The following is a 16436-nucleotide window of genomic DNA, read 5'->3' as shown; positions in this document are numbered from 1 at the left end:
GGCGCATGCGGGCCCGGAGTTGATCCGGGCCCGCGGGCGTTTTGGAACGTCCGGGTAATCTGGCCGATAACCCGCGGCTCACGCGGCGAGCCGGGCGGCTCCCGATAATCGGGGAGCCGCCATTCGTTTTGGCGGCAATTCGCGTGAAAGCCCCTGAGCCGGAAGTTGAGAGAAATCCATGATCCAAGCAAGCCGGCTTAACCTGGGCAGTATCGCGGACGATATGTAGGCGTGGTCGTAGTGGATGGGCGTCCGTTGTGGATGCAATGCGGCCAGAGCGTCTGACCGGTCTCGAAGGAGCGAGGTCGATTAGAAGCGAACGAAAAGCAGCCCCCGAAAGGGCACACTTCCAGTCACGGAGGATGGCATGAGTCGCATCAATACAAATGTTCCGTCATTGATCGGGCAGCGAACGCTCGGTTTGCAGAACCGTTCGCTCAACATCAGCCTTGAACGGCTGAGCACGGGTCTGCGCATCAACCGCGGCGGCGACGATCCCGCCGGTCTGATCGCATCCGAAAACCTTCGCGCCGAGATGAAGGCCATCACCGCCGCCATCAAGAATGGCGAGCGCGCTGAGCAGGTCGTCAACGTCGCCGAAGGTGGTCTGCAGGAAGTCAGCAACCTGCTCCAGGAACTCCAGGGGCTCGTCGGCCAGTCCGCCAACGAAGCCGGCCTGAGTGACGAGGAGAAGGAAGCGAATCAGCAGCAGATCGACTCGATTCTGCAGACGATCGACCGCATCTCCAACGCCACGTCGTTCCAGGGCAGCAAGCTGCTCAACGGCAACTTCGACTACACGACATCGGCCGTCACCAGCAGCCTGCTGTCAGACGTGACCATCAATTCGGCGAAGCTGCCCTCGACCGCCGGCGCGTACCTGACCGTCACGGTCGATACGCTCACCTCGGCCCAGACGGCCGAAGTGTACCTCTCGACGGCCGCCACCTTCGATGGTAACGGCGGTTCGTACAGCATCGAGATCACCGGCAACACCGGAACGCAGCAGATCACGATCTCCTCCGGCTCGAGCCAGGCGGACATCATCACCGCCATCAACCAGTTCAAGGATGTGACGGGCGTCTCCGCTGCTCAGAACAGCACGAACACCGACCGCATCGAGTTCCGCTCGTCCGGTTTCGGCAGCGACGCGTTCGTGCGTGTGAAGGAACTGACCGGCAGCACCTCGAACCTGATCTTCACGGGTGCATCGGGAGGCTCGGGAACCGACGATGTGAACGACGAGGGTCGCGACGCGACACTCCTGATCAACGGTATCCAGGCCACTACGAACGGCCTGCAGGCGAGAGTGTCCAGCGACGGCTTTGACGTCTCGGTCACCATCGACGGCACCAGCGCCCTGAACATGACCAATGGAACGACTTCGTTCTACGTCACCGGCGGTGGCGCGACCTTCAGCCTCAACCCCGATGTCAACCTCGCCGGCAAGGTCAGCCTGGGCATCCAGTCCGTCTCCAGCGGTAACCTCGGCAACGCCATCACGGGTTACCTCTCCGACCTCAAGTCGGGCGGCACGGGCAACGTCCAGACGGGCGACATCGATAAGGCTCAGACCATCATCGACGCCGCCATCAAGCAGGTGTCGGGTCTTCGCGGCCGCCTGGGCGCCTTCCAGACGAACGTCGTCGGCGCGTCGGTCCGCTCGCTGGGCATCTCCTTCGAGAACACCGCAGCGGCCGAAAGCCAGATCCGCGACACCGACTTCGCCGCGGAAACCGCCGGCCTCACGCGGTCTCAGATCCTCGTGCAGGCGGCCACGACGGTGCTCTCACTGTCGAACCAGCAGCCACAGAGCGTTCTGGCGCTCCTTGGCTAAACAGGAATCCTGACAAGGACTCCTTCCTCCGTGACTTCAAGCGCGGCGGCCGAAAGGTCGCCGCGTTTGTTCTTTTGAATCACGCGGATGCGCCGCGCGCAGCGGCACCATAGAATCGAGCCGCCATGCCCGCCCGAACCGACCTCGCCGCACATTATCGAGACCTTCCCGTCCTCGTCACCGGCGGCGCCGGCTTCATCGGCTCACACCTCACCCGGGCGCTCGTGTCGCTTGGCGCCCGCGTCACCGTCATCGATGACCTTTCCGGCGGCAGCGAAGAGAACCTGAGCGACCTCCTCCCCGGCGCCGCTTCGCCCCTTGAGCCTTCGCATCCACTGCGCTTCGTGCAAGCCTCCATTCTGGACTGCGATGCACTCGAAGAGTGCTGCCGTGGCGTGGCGCTGGTCTTCCACGAGGCGGCGCTGGCGAGCGTGCCGGCCAGCATCGAGCAGCCGCGCCGATACCTGGATGTCAACATCACCGGCACGCAGCAACTGCTCGAGACTGCGGTCAGGTGCGGCGTACGGCGGGTCGTGTTCGCCTCGTCGAGCAGCGTGTACGGCGACCAGCCGGTGCTGCCCAAGGTGGAAAACCAGATGCCCGACCCACTCAGCCCCTACGCCCAGGAGAAGCTCACTGGCGAGCATCTCATGCGCGTCTGGGCGCTGTGCTACGGCCTGCGCACCGTGTGCCTGCGCTATTTCAACATCTTCGGCCCCGGGCAGCGGGCGGACTCGGCCTACGCCGCGGTCGTCGCCGCATTTGCCAATGCGCTGCTCAAGGGCCGCCGCCCGAGCATCTTCGGCGACGGCAGCGCCTCGCGCGACTTCACCTACGTTGACGACGTCGTGCAGGCCAACCTTCTCGCCGGATCTATCCACGGCCTCGACGCCCGGCCCGCTGACGAGCCGATGCTGGCCGGGGGCGTCATGAACATCGCGCGCGGCGATCGTGTGACCGTGCTCGAACTCGCCCGACTCATGGCTGAGATCGTCGGCATTGACGCTCCGCCCGAGTTCAAGCCGCCTCGGTTTGGCGATGTGCTCCATAGCCAGGCGGACATCTCGCGAGCCCGCAAGTGGCTGGGCTATGAGCCGCGAGTTTCCGTGCGCGATGGCCTCAGGGCCACACTCGACTGGTACCGTTCGATACTCGATTGAGCGCGACAGACCGTTCCGCGGATCGCCGCTGCTGGGCGTACAATCAGCCGTGATGCGACATTGGCTTTCGAATGCAAGCGATCGGCCGCGCCTCCGGCTTTGCCTGTCGGCAGCAATGGTGCTTCTCGGAGCAGCGGGGTTGTGCCCGGCGCGGCAGGACGCTCCGCCGCAGCCCGTCGGCGAGCCCGCGCCCCCCGCCGAGGCGACCCCGGCCGCCAAACCCGAGTTTGATCGGAGCCTCGAAGGCGTCAATCGCGCCCGGGCGCTCTTTGACAAAGTGGTCGAGACCTACCGGACCGCTCCGGCCATTCGCGATGACGTCACGGTCACCATGCGCTTCACGGGCGGCGGCCAGGAAGGCGAGCAGTCCAGCACCGTCCCCCTGATCATCAGCCGGCAGGGCGTGCGCATCACGCTCAACGAAGTGACCTTCACGGCCCTCGACGGCACGATCTACGGCGAGTACGGCCCCAAGCCGCAGCGTCTGTTCGTTGAAGATTTCGAGGGCCCGCTGAGCGTCGATCTCTTCACGATCCAGAACTCGATCTTTCCGTTTCCGCAGATCGGCTTGTGCCTCTCCGAAAATCCCATCGACGAACTCTTCTATTTCACGTTCGACGCCCGACTTGTGGGCCATCGCGCCATCGAAGATCCGAAGCTGGGGGCCGTCGAGGAGGTTCGCATTGAATCCAGCACCGAAGGCGCGCCATGCGTGCTGACGATTGACCCGGCCACGAATCTGGTTCTTCGCTTCGAATCCGAACTCAGCGATATGGCGAATCCGGACACGAAGTGGCTCATCACCTCGGAGATGAAGCCGCAACGGCTGGATGACTTCCCTATCGAAGAAATGGTCGTCGATATGGATAACCGCAAGATGGTGCAGTCGGTCGGCCTGCTGATCGCTGAGCACACTACGGCGGATCTCATCGATACGCCGTCGCCGGACTTCACCTTTACTGACCCGGCCGGCAATACCCTCAGCCTCGAGGACTGTGCCGGCAAGGCGACGGTGCTCGTGTTCTGGTGGATCGCCTCCGAGGCCGAGTCGCCCGTGCTCGACTCGGTCATCGAACTGCGGAAGTGGATCGATGAAGAGCAACTCGCGGCCCAGATCGTGCCGGTGAACTGCGGCGATCCCGTTGAAGATCTGGCGCTTTATCTCGAGGGACGCAAGATCGAAATCGACCGCTGGCAGGACGAGAGAGGCGCCACCTCGATCACCGCGTTCTACGCGCCCAAGTGGCCGACGACCGTCGTTATCTCGCCCGCCGGCAAGGTGGTTGCGGCGTTTGTGGGCACCGATCCCGGCGACACTTTTCCAGAGCGGGTGCGCCATGCGGTGCGCAAATCGCTCGATGAAGATCTGTGATCCGCGCCCGATCCGGACGCGCGGCCACGCTTTAATGAGCCTCGATGGGCTCCACCTCACTTCCCGTCATTTCGAACGAACCCTCGGCGATGATGCGCCACGCCGCAGCTCTGCGCGATCTCATTCGCGGGCAGGTGCGCTTCGACCGGCACGATCGCATGCTCTACTCCACCGACGCGAGCATCTACCAGGTCGAGCCGCTGGGCGTCGTTGTGCCGGCAGATGACGAAGATGTCGAGACGGTCGTCCGCTACGCGCGTGAGCACGACCTTCCGGTGCTGCCGCGCGGCGGGGGGACGAGCCTGGCGGGTCAGTGCGTCAATAGCGCGATCGTCATCGACACATCCGTCAATCTCCGCAGCCTCGGCTGGGTGTGCCACTCCACGAAGTGCTGCATGGTCGGCGCCGGAATGACCATCGACGATCTCAACGATGAGTTGCGACCGGAGGGCTTGTTCTTCGCACCTGACCCCGCCACGGCCCGGCAGGCCAACATCGGCGGATGCATCGGCAACAACGCCGCCGGCACGCGCTCGATCAAGTACGGCCGCACGGTCGAGAACGTCGAAGCCGTGCACGTGGTGCTCTCGACGGGCGAGCGCATCACCCTGGCCCGGGGCGCGGCGGGCTGCGGCAACCTGCGGGGCATCGAGATTCCTCCGCCTGTGCAGGAGCGGATGGATCGCGATCGCGCCATCGCGCGCCGCCTGACCGATGGGGTCATCGACGTCGTCCGCCGGCACGAGCGGCTCATCCGCGAGCGCTATCCAAAGACGCGCCGCCGCAACGCCGGCTATGCGCTGGACATGATTCTCGCCGATCTTGATGAAGCGCAGTGCAGCGGGAGCGACCCGCTTGATGAAGTCGATCTCGCCAAACTCATCTGCGGCTCCGAGGGCACGCTCGCCTTTGTGACCGCCGCCAACCTCTGGCTGCATCCGGTTCCCAGATCGACCGGCCTGGCGGTGATCGGCTTTGCCTCGCTCGAACAGGCCATCGACGCGGTGGTGCCGCTGCTCACTCTCAACCCATCCGCAGTCGAACTGCTCGATGATCTCATTCTCAACCTTGCGAATGAGAATGCGGAGTACCGCCAGTACGTCCAACTCATGCCTCAGCCCCTCGCAAGCGATGCAACTCACGCGCCCGCTCTAAGAGCGGTGCTCTACGTTGAGTTTCAGTCCGAGCAGGGGACTGGTGAGATCGAAGATCGGTTTGCCGAATTGCATGTGATGATCCCCAGGCAGTTCCCGGGCGCATCCGTCGCCTGCTACAGCGATCGAGCCGCGATCATGCAGGCGCTCAAACTACGCAAGGCGGGCGAGCCGCTGCTGCACGGCATTCCCGGCCGGCGCAAGCCCGTCGGCTTCGTCGAAGACAATTCCGTGCCAGTCGAACGTCTCAGTGAGTTCGTGCGCGAGTTCCGGCGCATTGTCGAGTCGCGCGGCACGATCGCCTCGTTCTACGCGCACGCCTCGGTCGGCGTGCTGCACGTGCGCCCGCTGCTTGACCTGCGCGATGCGGCTGACCGGAAGCGCATGGAAGAGATCGCGATCGAGACGGCCGACTTGGCGCAGTCGCTCGGCGGCGTCATGTCGGGCGAGCACGGCGACGGCCGGGCTCGCGGCCCGCTGCTCGAGCGCTTCTACGGCCGTGAACTCATGAATGCCTTTCGCGAGATCAAGCAGGTTTTTGATCCGCACAACCTGTTCAACCCCGGCAACATCGTGGCGCCCGGCCCCATCGCTTCGATTCACGAATCCACGCGCGTGCAGCACGAGGAGCAGTCCGGCGGCGCCGCGCATCTGCCTGAGATGTTTTTCGATTACAGCCGCGAAGGAGGATTCGACCACGCCGTCGAACTGTGCAACGGCGCCGGCGTCTGCCGCAAGAAGACCGGCGGCACGATGTGCCCCTCCTACATGGCCAGCCTCGACGAGCGCCACTGCACGCGCGGCCGGGGCAACGCGCTGCGCCTGGCCATCTCCGGACAGTTCGGGCAGCGCGGCAAGGCCGACTGGAATGATGCGAGCACGCTCGAAACGCTTGATCTGTGCCTGAGCTGCAAGGCCTGCAAGACCGAGTGCCCGAGCAACGTCGATGTCGCGAAGTACAAGGCGGAATACCTCGCGCAGTCGTATCGCGACGCAGGGCGTATTCCACTGGCGGCGCGCCTGCTCGGTCGCGTGGACCGGCTGAACCGGCTTGGCTCGTGGATGCCGGCCTTCGCCAACACGCTTGCCGATTCGCCGCCGATTCGCGCCATCGTCAATCGATTGCTGGGCCTGGCGCCGCAGCGCTCGCTGCCGCACTTCGCCCATTCGCTCTTCCGCCAGGCTCTGGACTTCCGCGCCACGGCCGACGGCAGCGCACCGGCCGTCATTCTCTACGGCGACTGCTTCACCGCGTTCAATGAGCCGCACATCGGACTCGCGGCCATGCGCCTGCTCGACGCCTTTGGCTATCGCGTGATCGTGGCCGATGCCGGCTGCTGCGGCCGGGCGATGATTTCAACGGGCCTGCTCGATCAGGCGCACCGGACCATCGCCGCCACGGCCGGGCGCCTGTCATCACTCGTCAGCGCGCACCAGGCCCGGGCCGTGCTGGTCTGCGAGCCGAGTTGCCTCGCCAGCATTCATGATGAATGGCAGACGCTGCGCCTGGCCCCGTCAGCGCGCGTGCACGCGCAGTCCATCGCCCCGCGGGCCTGGCTCGTGGAGGACTTTCTCGAGCGGTTCCACGATGCGCACCCGCGCCGGCCGCAGTGGGCGCCGCGAGCGAGTGGCCACGACGATGGCCGAATACTCCTGCACGGGCACTGCCACCAGAAGGCACTCTGGGGGGTGGACACTTCGGCTGCGATTCTCCGCCGGCTGTTCGGGCCGCGCCTGCATGTGCTCGACACGGGCTGCTGCGGCATGGCCGGCTCATTCGGCTACGCCGCCCACCGCTATGACCTCTCCATGAAAATCGGCGAGTTGGCGCTCTTTCCCGCGGTCCGGCAGCTCAGCGCGGGCGACGTGGTCCTGGCGCCCGGCACGAGTTGCCGGCACCAGGTGCACGACGGCGCCGGCGCGGCGGCGCTGCATCCCCTCGAATTCCTTGCCCGTTCGCTGCGCCAATAATCACCGCCAAGCGCGGCGCGCCGGCCGCTCAACCGAAGGATTCGCATGGATCAGTTCAACTATCGTGACGGGCGCCTCTTCTGCGAGGATGTCGCCGTCGAAGACATTGCTGCAGCCGCGGGCACGCCCGTCTACATCTACAGCGCTGCCACGATCACCGACCATTACCGCAAGCTCGTCGCCGCGTTCAAAGAAGTCTCGCCGCTCATCTGCTACTCGATCAAGAGTTGCTCAAACCTTTCGATTCTCAAACTCCTGGCCGATCTCGGCGCGGGTATGGATGTCGTCAGCGGGGGTGAACTCTTCCGCGCAGGCCTGGCGAAAGTTCCCGGCAGCCGCATCGTATACGCGGGCGTGGGCAAGACGGATGATGAAATCGTCGAAGCGCTCGACTACAACCCTGAAGGTTCAACGCGGCACGGCATCCGGCTGTTCAACATCGAATCCGAGGCGGAGTTTGAGAACATCGCATCCATCGCGCGCAGCCGCGGCGTCAGTTGCGAAGCGACGCTGCGCGTCAACCCTGACGTCGATCCCAAGACCCACGTCTACACGACGACGGGCAAGAAGGAAACGAAGTTTGGCGTCGATCTCGAACGGGCCCGGGCGTTCTTCCGCAAGTATGGCCGCAACGAGCACTGCCGCCTGACGGCGATCCACCTGCACATCGGCTCGCCGGTCTACACCGTCGAGCCCTACATCGAAGCCGTGAAGCGCGCTCTGGCGCTCATCGACGAACTCGTTGCGGCGGGGCACAGGATTACCGCGCTCAATCTCGGCGGCGGATTCGGCGCTGACTACACCAGCGCGCAGTCGCCCCTCGCCGCCGACTACGCCTCGGCGATCGTGCCGCTGGTCAGGGAACACGTGCAGCGCGGCCTGAAGATCATCCTCGAACCGGGCCGGTCGATCATCGCCAACGCCGGCATCCTGCTCAGCCGCGTGCAATACCTCAAGAAGTCGGGTCAGCGGCACTTTGTGATCATCGACGGCGGAATGCACACGCTGATCCGTCCCGCGCTGTACGGCTCGTTTCACTTCATCTGGCCAGCCCGCGTCTCGCGCCTGCATGTGCCACAGAAGCGCGAACAGGAAATGGATCTGCCGGGCCTGGAACTGTGCGACGTGGTCGGCCCGATCTGCGAAAGCAGCGACTTTCTGGCCAAGGACCGCGGCCTGCCTCCCATGGTGCGGGGTGATCTGCTGGCGGTGTTCTCCGCGGGAGCCTACGGCATGGTGATGGCCAGCCACTACAATTCTCACCCGCTGCCGGCCGAAGTGCTCGTCGTCGGCGAGCGGGCCTCGGTGATCCGCACGCGCGAGACGTATGATGATCTCGTCGCGCGGGAGCGCCAGGCCGAGCCGCTGCTCGGACCGCCCCTTGAGGATTGAACGTCGTGACGGAGCAGTCGTCGGAAGTTCGACAATCGGCCGTGCAGGTGCTGCACACGCTGCCCGAGTCGCCGCCGCACGCTTGCGCCTACCTGCCCGGCCAGGTTGCACGCGATCGCGGCTTTGGCGTGCATCGCATGCAGTCGGGCACGTGGCAGACGATGCTCGAATCAGGCTGGCGCCGCTCGGGCATGACGATCTACGAGCCGGCCTGCCCTTTCTGCAGCCAGTGCAAGTCGCTGCGCATCCCCGTCGGCGCCTTCGCGCCCGATCGCACCATGCGCCGGCTGGCACGGCTCAACTGCGATCTCTCCGCGCGCCTCGTGCCCGTCACGATCGACGACGAGCGCTACGACCTCTATCGCCGCTACATCAGGCAGCGGCACGACGGGATGATGACCGGCTCTCGCCGCGAATTCGAACTCTTCCTCGGCCAGTCGCCTGTGGATACATGCGAACTCGAATTGCGACTTGAGGGGCGCCTCATCTGCGTGGGCACCATCGACCGCACGCCTGCCGCGTGGAGCTGCGTCTACTGCTATTTCGACCCCGAGCTGCCTCGACGTTCGCTCGGCACGTATAACATCTTCAAGTCGATCGAGTTCTGCGCGCGACACTGCCCGGCCGGGTCGGAGTCGCGCCTGTACCTGGGATACTGGGTGGACGGTTCCAAGACGATGGCGTACAAAGCGCGCTTCCGGCCCCACGAAGTGCTCGAAGCCGGGCGCTGGAGGCGCGTCGATCAGCATGTGCCGTGGGACCGCCGGCCGACGGTCGAACTCGGCCCCGCGCTTCGCATTCATGAAGGCTCGGTTTCGAGCGGCGCTTCATCGTCCTGGTAGTCGTCAGGCGCATCGGCCCCCAGCTGCGCCTCCAGTTCATCCATCTCCGGCGGCGCCTCTCGTGAACCATGCTTGAGGTCGTGCAGCGACTTGCGCTTGCGGTCGCGGAACAGCAGTCGGATGGGCACCTCGCTGAAGGGCAGTTCCTCGCGCAGGCGATTGAGCAGGTAGCGCTCGTAGTTGCCGTCGAACAGTTCGCTGCGATTGACCATCAGCGCGATGGTGGGGGGGTGCACGGCGACCTGGCTGACGTAGTAGATCTTCGCCTGCCGGCCGAGTTGCGAACTGGGGCCGCGCTGCTCGAGAATCCGCTGGAACACCGCGTTGAGCGCCCCCGTCGATTCGCGGTGACCGGCCTGCTGGTAGAGGTTGAACGCCATGGCCACGACGTCGCGGACGCCTTCGCCCTTGCTCGCCGAGATGAACACGCACGGCGCGTAATCGAGCCCGCCGAGTTCCTTCGTCAGGTAGTCGAGAAAGTCGTCCGGCGTGATCGCCTCGCCCTTGCGGTTCGTGCGGCCGGTCGTCAAATCCCACTTGTTGACGACGATGACGCAGGGTTTGTAGTGGTTCTGGATTTCCTGCGACAGGTGCTTGTCCACCTGGCTCACCGGCACCGTCGCATCGATGAGCAGCGCGACCACGTCGGCCCTGCGGATCGACCGCAGCGCGCGATGCTGCGAATAAAACTCGACGTCGTTCTGCAGGCTTTTGCTCTTGCGCACGCCGGCGGTGTCGATGGCGATCATCGCCTGCCCGTCGATTTCGAAGCGCACATCCACCGAGTCGCGCGTCGTCCCGGCGATCTCGGAGACGATGACGCGCTCTTCACCGGCCAGGGCGTTGATGAGCGTGCTCTTGCCCGCGTTGCGCTTGCCGACGATGGCGAGTTTCATGACCGGCTCGGCCTCGATGGGCGCGCTGGGCAGCAGGTCGTAGAGCATCTCGAAAAACCGCCTGCGGTTGTAGCCGTTCAGAGCCGAGATCGGCATGGCCGCGCCGAAACCCAGTTCCGCCGCCTCGGCTGCGTGCGTCTCCCACGATTCGGCATCGACCTTGTTGGCGATGAGTCGCACGCGCTGCGTTCCGCCCTGCCGGCGCAGCAGTTCCGCCACGGTGCGATCGAGCGGGGTCAGTCCGGTCTGGGCGTCGATCAGAAAGAAAATGTAATCCGCCTTCTGGATCGCCTGGCCGATCTGAAATTCGACGTCCTTGATCAGCGCCTTGGAGTCCGCGTCGTCCTCCTCACCCGAGTAGATGCCGTAGCCGCCGGTGTCGATGACTTCGACCTGCCTCGGCGGCAAATCGGCCTCACGATCGGTGGGCGGCGGCACCTCCACCACCACCGAAATGCGGTCGCGCGTCACGCCGGGCGTCGGCGCGACGATCGACACCCGGTGGCGGGCGATCATGTTGAGCAGGCTGCTCTTGCCGACGTTGGGCCGGCCGACAATGGCGATACGGGTGATGGACATTCTGGTGATGGTACGCGGAGCGTGTTCGATGCGGCCCGGCGCCGCGATTCATGGATTACCGGCTGGGAGACGTCGCCGCATACTCCTGGCAGATTTCCTGCAGCGCATCGCACAGAGCATCCACGTCGGTTTCGGTGTTGAACGCCCCAAAACTGATGCGCGTCGTTCCCCCGAGGCGATCCGTGCCCAGCGTGCGGTGGGCCAGGGGCGCGCAGTGGAAGCCGGCCCGCGTGAGCAGTCTGTATTCGTCTTCGAGGATCGCCGCGAGTTCGTTGGGCTCGATGCCATCGATCACGATCGAGAACACCCCACAACGGTTCTGAAAGTCCGGCGGGCCGATGAGCCGCAGGCCCGGCATGTCGTCCTCGTCGAGGCGCTGGAGCATGTGGTTCATGATCTCTTCTTCGTGCTCCCAGAGATGCTCGACGCCGCGCTCGAGAATCCAGCCCACCGCCGCGTGCAGCCCAGCGATGCCGATGGCGTTGTGGCTGCCCGCCTCGTATTTGTCAGGCATGTTGGACGGGTGAATGTCGCTCTCAGACAGACTTCCGGTCCCGCCTTCGCGCGTGGTGTGGATGCGGTCTTCGATCCCGGGCCTGATGTAGAGACATCCCGTGCCCAGCGGCCCCATGAGCCCCTTGTGGCCGGGGCAGGCCAGCACGTCGATGTTCATGGCCCGCACGTCGATGGGCACGTGCCCGGCCGTCTGCGCCGCGTCAACGAGGAACACCACGTCGCGCTCGCGGCAGATGGCGCCGATCTCGGCAATGGGCAGGAGCGTACCCGTCACGTTCGAGCCGTGCACGATCGCCACCAGCCGCGTGTGCGGCGTGATGGCCCGGGCGATCTCCTGCGGATCGACCATGCCCGTTCTCGGATCGCAGGGAATGCGCGTCTGCTCGGTGTCGCCGCGCTCCGCAAGGGCATTGAGCGGGCGGAGCACCGAATTGTGCGCCATCCACGTGGTCACGGCGTGGTCGCGCGTGCCGGGATTGATCAGCCCCTTGATGGCGAGGTTGAGCGAATCCGAGCCGTTGAGCGTGAATATGACGTGTTCGGGCGATTCGCCGTTGATGAGTCGGTTGATGCGCTCGCGGCACTCGTGCTGGATGCGACCCGCTTCGCGAGCCTCGGCATACCCGCCGCGCCCGGGCGAAGCATCGATTTCCGTGGCGAAGCGCATCATCGCCTGGTAAACCTCAGGCGGCTTGGGATGGCTCGTCGCCGAGTTGTCAAGATAGATGCGCGCGCTGGATGGCTCGACCGGGTTCACGGGGAATTGTATCACCCCTTGGGTCGCTTCTGAATGAGGGGGACACCCGAACAGCAGGACTCAGTTCGCGCCCCAGCGCCTGGGCCGCTCTGCCGGTTCGGGGATCGCCCCCGCCGTGACGCTGCACGAATCGGCCCCCACGGTCTCGCGAATGAACGCCAGCAGGGATTCGCTGGCCGCGACCTTGATCCGCGTCGGCTCGAGCACCACATGGTGGCTGTCGGCGTAGAGATGCAGCCGGACCGGCACCGGGCGGCCGGCGCTTCCATTGAGTCGGGCCTGCCGCTGCAACTCGCCGTTGAGCATGGCCAGCGTCGCCTCGGCCTGCTCGCCGTCTTCGAGGCTGATCTCGATCGAACCGGCCAGTTCCGATGCGGCCCGCGCCATGGGGATGACCCGATCGACCTTGATGCTCGGCGTGCCGCGCGACTTGTCGACCTGTCCGACCAGGAACAGCATGGCGTGATCCGCGAGCGCATCGCCGCACTTGGCGAAGGTGTCGGAGAAGAGCACGCCGTCGATCTGGCCGTGCAGGTCTTCGATGGTGATCATCGCCATCTTCTGCCCGGCGCTGCGTCCGTTGCGCACGAGCACCGGCCGAACGCGCGTGAGCATCCCGCCGAGCACCACGGATGCGCCGTCGTGCAGTTCCGCGGCGGTCACGGACGTGACGGTGCCGAACGTCTCCAACTGCTGCTTGTAGCGCTCGAGCGGATGGCTGGAGACGAAGAAGCCCAGCACCTCTTTCTCGTTCATCAGCGCCTGCTGCAGATCCCACGCTTGCGTTCGCGGCAGCGGGGTTTCGGTCTTCACTTCGATCGTGGCGCTCGCCGCCGGTGCATCGCCGAAGCCGAAGAGCGAGCCCTGGCCCGAAGCCCGGTCACTCGCGAGCGCCTGCCCGGCCTTTACTGCCGCCTCGATCGCTTCGACCATCGCCGCCCGCTGCTCCATGCCGTGCACAGAGTCAAACGCCCCGGCCTTGATGAGCGCCTCGATCGTCGCCTTGTTTACGATCGTGAGCGGTACGCGCTCGCAGAAGTGGTAGAGAGACCGGTACGGACCCTGCCTGACGCGCTCCTCGACGACCGCGGCGATGGCCTTCTCACCGGCCCCCTTGAGCGCTCGCAATCCGAAACGAACGTGCCCGTGGTTGTGGTCGCGCGGCTCATCCGCATCGAACACCACCGAGAAGTCCGAAGCCGAAAGGTTGATGTCCGGCGGCTGCACGTCGATGCCCACGTGGCCGTCGGGGAACACAGCCCGCCGGCAATCTTCGAGGTACGCAATCCAGTCCGCGACCTTCTGCGCCTGCGACTCGTACGTGAGCGTGGCGGCCATGTATTGGTTCGGGAAGTAGGTCTTCAGGTAGGCCGTCTGGTAGGCCACGATCGCATAGCCGGTCGAATGGCTCTTGTTGAAGCCGTAGCCGGCAAACTTGAGGATGAGATCGAAGAGTTCCTCGGCCTTGCGCGCTTCGAGCCCCTGCTTCACGGCTCCCGCGATGAAGACCGGTCGCTCGGCGTTGATGACCTTCTCTTTCTTCTTCGAGATGGCTTTGATGAGCGTATACGCGGCGCGCAGCGGAATGCCGCCCAGTTCGTGGCAGATCTGCATGACCTGCTCCTGGTACACCATCACGCCATACGTTTCCGCGGTGAAGCGATCGACGATCGGGTGCACCTGCGGCACGGGCTGCTCGCCGTGCTTGCGGCGGTTGTAGTCTGGAATGAGATCCATCGGACCGGGTCGATAGAGCGCGTTGGCGGCGATGAGGTCTTCGAGCCGGTCCGGGCGCATCTCCATGAGCAGTTTGCGCATGCCGCCGGACTCGAACTGGAACACGCCCGCGGTGTCGCCGCGCTGGAAGAGTTCGAATACGCGCGGGTCGTCGTACGTCAGGCGATCGAGATCGAGCGGATCGCGATTCGGATCGTCGATGTCCAGCGCCTGGCGAATCGCCTGTTCGCTGAGCGACTCGCGGATGAGTTGCTTGGCGCGCTCGATGATTGAAAGCGTGCGCAGACCGAGGAAGTCCATCTTCAGGAGGCCGAACTTCTCGACCGTCGGTCCGTCCCACTGCGTGATCGCTTCGCCTTCGCCCGCCTTGGCGCCTGTCGGGCGGGCCAGCGGGATGATGTTGTCCAGCGGCTGGGTGGCGATGACCACGCCCGCGGCGTGCACGCCGGTGTGCCGCACCTGCCCCTCGAGCGCCTTGGCCGTGTCGATGAGCGTCCGGATCTCCGGCCGCGAGTCGTACTCCTTGCGGAGGTCGGGCTCTTTCTCGAGCGCATCATCGATCGAGACGTTGAGCCCGTCGGGGACCATGTTGGCGAGCCGCTGCGTTTCGCCCGGCAGCAGGCCGAGCACGCGTCCGACGTCTTTGATGGCCGCCCGCGCCTTGAGCGTGCCGAAGGTGATGATCTGCGCCACGTGGCCGTACTTCTGGCGCACGTACTCGATGACCGCGCCGCGGCCATCCTGGCAGATGTCGATGTCGATATCGGGATACTCGCTGCGATCGGGGTCGGTGAAGCGCTCAAAGAGCAGGCCGTATCGCACGGGGCAGGCGTTGGAGAGGCCCAGCACGTAGCCGACCATGGTGCCCACGCCCGAGCCGCGCGCGTTGGCGGGGATGCCGCGCTGCCGCGCCCAGTTGACGAAATCCCACACGATGAGGAAGTACGCCGAGATCGACTTGTCGGCGAGGATGCGCAGTTCGCGATCGAGTCGCGCACGGATCTCCTCCGTTACTCCGTCGGGCCCGTAGCGCCAGATCAGGCCCGCGTCGCAAAGTTCGCGCAGCGCCCGGTCGCAGCGCTGCTTCAACTCGTCGGGCGTTTCCTTGTCGCGCATCGCATCGAATGGTTCGAGGTCGTAGCGGGCGCAGAACTCGGTGTACCACTTCGTCCGGTCGCCGGTCGTGTATTTGAACTTGTCCTTCGGAATGACCGGCTTGACCACCGGAGCATGATTCTGCCCGGCAGGCAGGTCCACGTTGCAGCGCTCGGCGATGCGCAGCGTGTTCTCCATCGCCTCGGGCACGTCGGGGAAGAGTTCGGCCATTTGCTCCGGGCTCTTGACGTAGAGGTCGCGCGGGTAGCGCAGACGGTTCTCTTCCGTCTTCACCTTCGCCATCGAGATGCAGCAGAGCGTGTCGTGGGCGTCGTAGTCTTCGGCGCGCATGAAGTGCGCGTCGTTGTCGCATACGAGAGGCAGTTCGAGTTCCCGTGCAAGGCGAATCAGGTGCGGGTTGATCGCATCCTGCTCGGGCACGCCGTGGCGCTGGAGTTCGATGTAGAAGCGCGGCTCGCCACTCTCGCCGGGCTTGAAGATGCGGGCGTGCCACTTCGCCTCTTCCACCGCCGCATTCCAGTGCGACTCCGTTTCGGGGTTCTGGGCGAAGCGCAGCAGGTGATGCGCGATGCTGCTGCCCAGGTGGCCGTTGATGGCGATGAGCCCATCGGCCCACTGCTCGAGCGTGGTCTTGTCCATGCGCGGCTTGAAGTAGAAGCCGTTGAGGAACGAATCGCTCGTCAGTTTGAGAATGTTCCGCCAGCCCTGCTCGTTCTCGGCGAGCAGCACGAGGTGAAACCCGCCGTCGGCCACGCCCGTAAACTGCCGGTCGCGCCGATCGCCCGGCGCGACGTAGGCTTCAATGCCGAGAATGGGCTTGATGCCCGCTTCCTTCGCCTGGGTGTAGAACTCGACCGCGCCGAACACGTTGCCGTGGTCGGTCATGGCGACGGTGTCCATGCCCAGCTCGCGGACGCGCTGGACCAGTTTGTCGATGCGATTGCCGCCATCGAGCAGGCTGTACTCGGTGTGCAGGTGGAGGTGAGCGAAGCGGGGGGGATTCTGTTTGGTCATTGTCAGGATCGTAGCGGGTTCGGGGCCGGGGGAAGAGCGAGGGCAGCCAAGGACACAAGATGTCGCTGCACCGATGTCGGCGCACCACTATGG

The 16436-nt window shown here is 65.0% G+C and carries 9 protein-coding genes; 6 read left to right on the top strand and 3 right to left on the bottom strand.

What is annotated here, in order from left to right:
• Positions 1-367 precede the first annotated feature (367 nt).
• From IT430_05230 to IT430_05205, 6 genes are all read left to right on the top strand, one after another.
• A complete protein-coding gene (locus tag IT430_05230; protein MCC6907325.1) occupies positions 368-1837 on the top strand; it encodes a flagellin in 1470 nt (489 codons plus the stop codon).
• A 125-nt stretch (positions 1838-1962) separates the two neighbouring features.
• Positions 1963-2997 carry an NAD-dependent epimerase/dehydratase family protein gene (locus IT430_05225; GenBank protein MCC6907324.1) on the top strand — a complete coding sequence of 345 codons (1035 nt, stop codon included), beginning with the start codon at positions 1963-1965 and terminating at the stop codon, positions 2995-2997.
• A 52-nt stretch (positions 2998-3049) separates the two neighbouring features.
• Positions 3050-4369: a TlpA family protein disulfide reductase gene (locus IT430_05220; protein ID MCC6907323.1), complete on the top strand. Its 1320-nt coding sequence runs from the start codon at positions 3050-3052 to the stop codon at positions 4367-4369.
• A gap of 44 nt (positions 4370-4413) precedes the next feature.
• Positions 4414-7494 carry an FAD-binding protein gene (locus IT430_05215; GenBank protein ID MCC6907322.1) on the top strand — a complete coding sequence of 1027 codons (3081 nt, stop codon included), beginning with the start codon at positions 4414-4416 and terminating at the stop codon, positions 7492-7494.
• A gap of 45 nt (positions 7495-7539) precedes the next feature.
• The gene (lysA, locus tag IT430_05210; protein MCC6907321.1) at positions 7540-8886 is read left to right on the top strand and encodes a diaminopimelate decarboxylase; all 1347 of its coding nucleotides are present in this window, start codon (positions 7540-7542) and stop codon (positions 8884-8886) included.
• Between the two features lie 5 nt (positions 8887-8891).
• Entirely contained in the window at positions 8892-9728 is an 837-nt protein-coding gene (locus IT430_05205; GenBank protein ID MCC6907320.1) for an arginyltransferase, read from the top strand.
• Here the strand turns inward: IT430_05205 and der are convergent.
• From der to dnaE, 3 genes are read right to left on the bottom strand one after another with little or no spacing between them, the layout of a single operon-like run.
• Entirely contained in the window at positions 9686-11203 is a 1518-nt protein-coding gene (gene der / locus IT430_05200; GenBank protein MCC6907319.1) for a ribosome biogenesis GTPase Der, read from the bottom strand. The genes IT430_05205 and der overlap by 43 nt on opposite strands.
• A 55-nt stretch (positions 11204-11258) precedes the next feature.
• Complete coding sequence (locus IT430_05195) at positions 11259-12476, bottom strand: aminotransferase class V-fold PLP-dependent enzyme (protein MCC6907318.1); 1218 nt, start codon at positions 12474-12476, stop codon at positions 11259-11261.
• A 60-nt stretch (positions 12477-12536) separates the two neighbouring features.
• A complete protein-coding gene (gene dnaE / locus IT430_05190) occupies positions 12537-16343 on the bottom strand; it encodes a DNA polymerase III subunit alpha (GenBank protein ID MCC6907317.1) in 3807 nt (1268 codons plus the stop codon).
• Between the last annotated feature and the right edge of the window lie 93 nt (positions 16344-16436).

This window comes from Phycisphaerales bacterium (genome assembly GCA_020852515.1).
Classification (GTDB): Bacteria; Planctomycetota; Phycisphaerae; order Phycisphaerales; family UBA5793; genus UBA5793.
The sequence above is the reverse complement of the archived record's forward strand: the minus strand, read 5'-3'. Positions and strand labels throughout refer to the sequence as shown.

What these genes read in the sequence shown, in the direction of transcription:
- IT430_05230 (MCC6907325.1), top strand. Translation starts at nt 368, where the DNA reads ATGAGTCGCATCAATACAAATGTTCCGTCATTGATCGGGCAGCGAACG.
- IT430_05225 (MCC6907324.1), top strand. Translation starts at nt 1,963, where the DNA reads ATGCCCGCCCGAACCGACCTCGCCGCACATTATCGAGACCTTCCCGTC.
- IT430_05220 (MCC6907323.1), top strand. Translation starts at nt 3,050, where the DNA reads ATGCGACATTGGCTTTCGAATGCAAGCGATCGGCCGCGCCTCCGGCTT.
- IT430_05215 (MCC6907322.1), top strand. Translation starts at nt 4,414, where the DNA reads ATGGGCTCCACCTCACTTCCCGTCATTTCGAACGAACCCTCGGCGATG.
- lysA (MCC6907321.1), top strand. Translation starts at nt 7,540, where the DNA reads ATGGATCAGTTCAACTATCGTGACGGGCGCCTCTTCTGCGAGGATGTC.
- der (MCC6907319.1), bottom strand. Translation starts at nt 11,203, where the DNA reads ATGTCCATCACCCGTATCGCCATTGTCGGCCGGCCCAACGTCGGCAAG.
- dnaE (MCC6907317.1), bottom strand. Translation starts at nt 16,343, where the DNA reads ATGACCAAACAGAATCCCCCCCGCTTCGCTCACCTCCACCTGCACACC.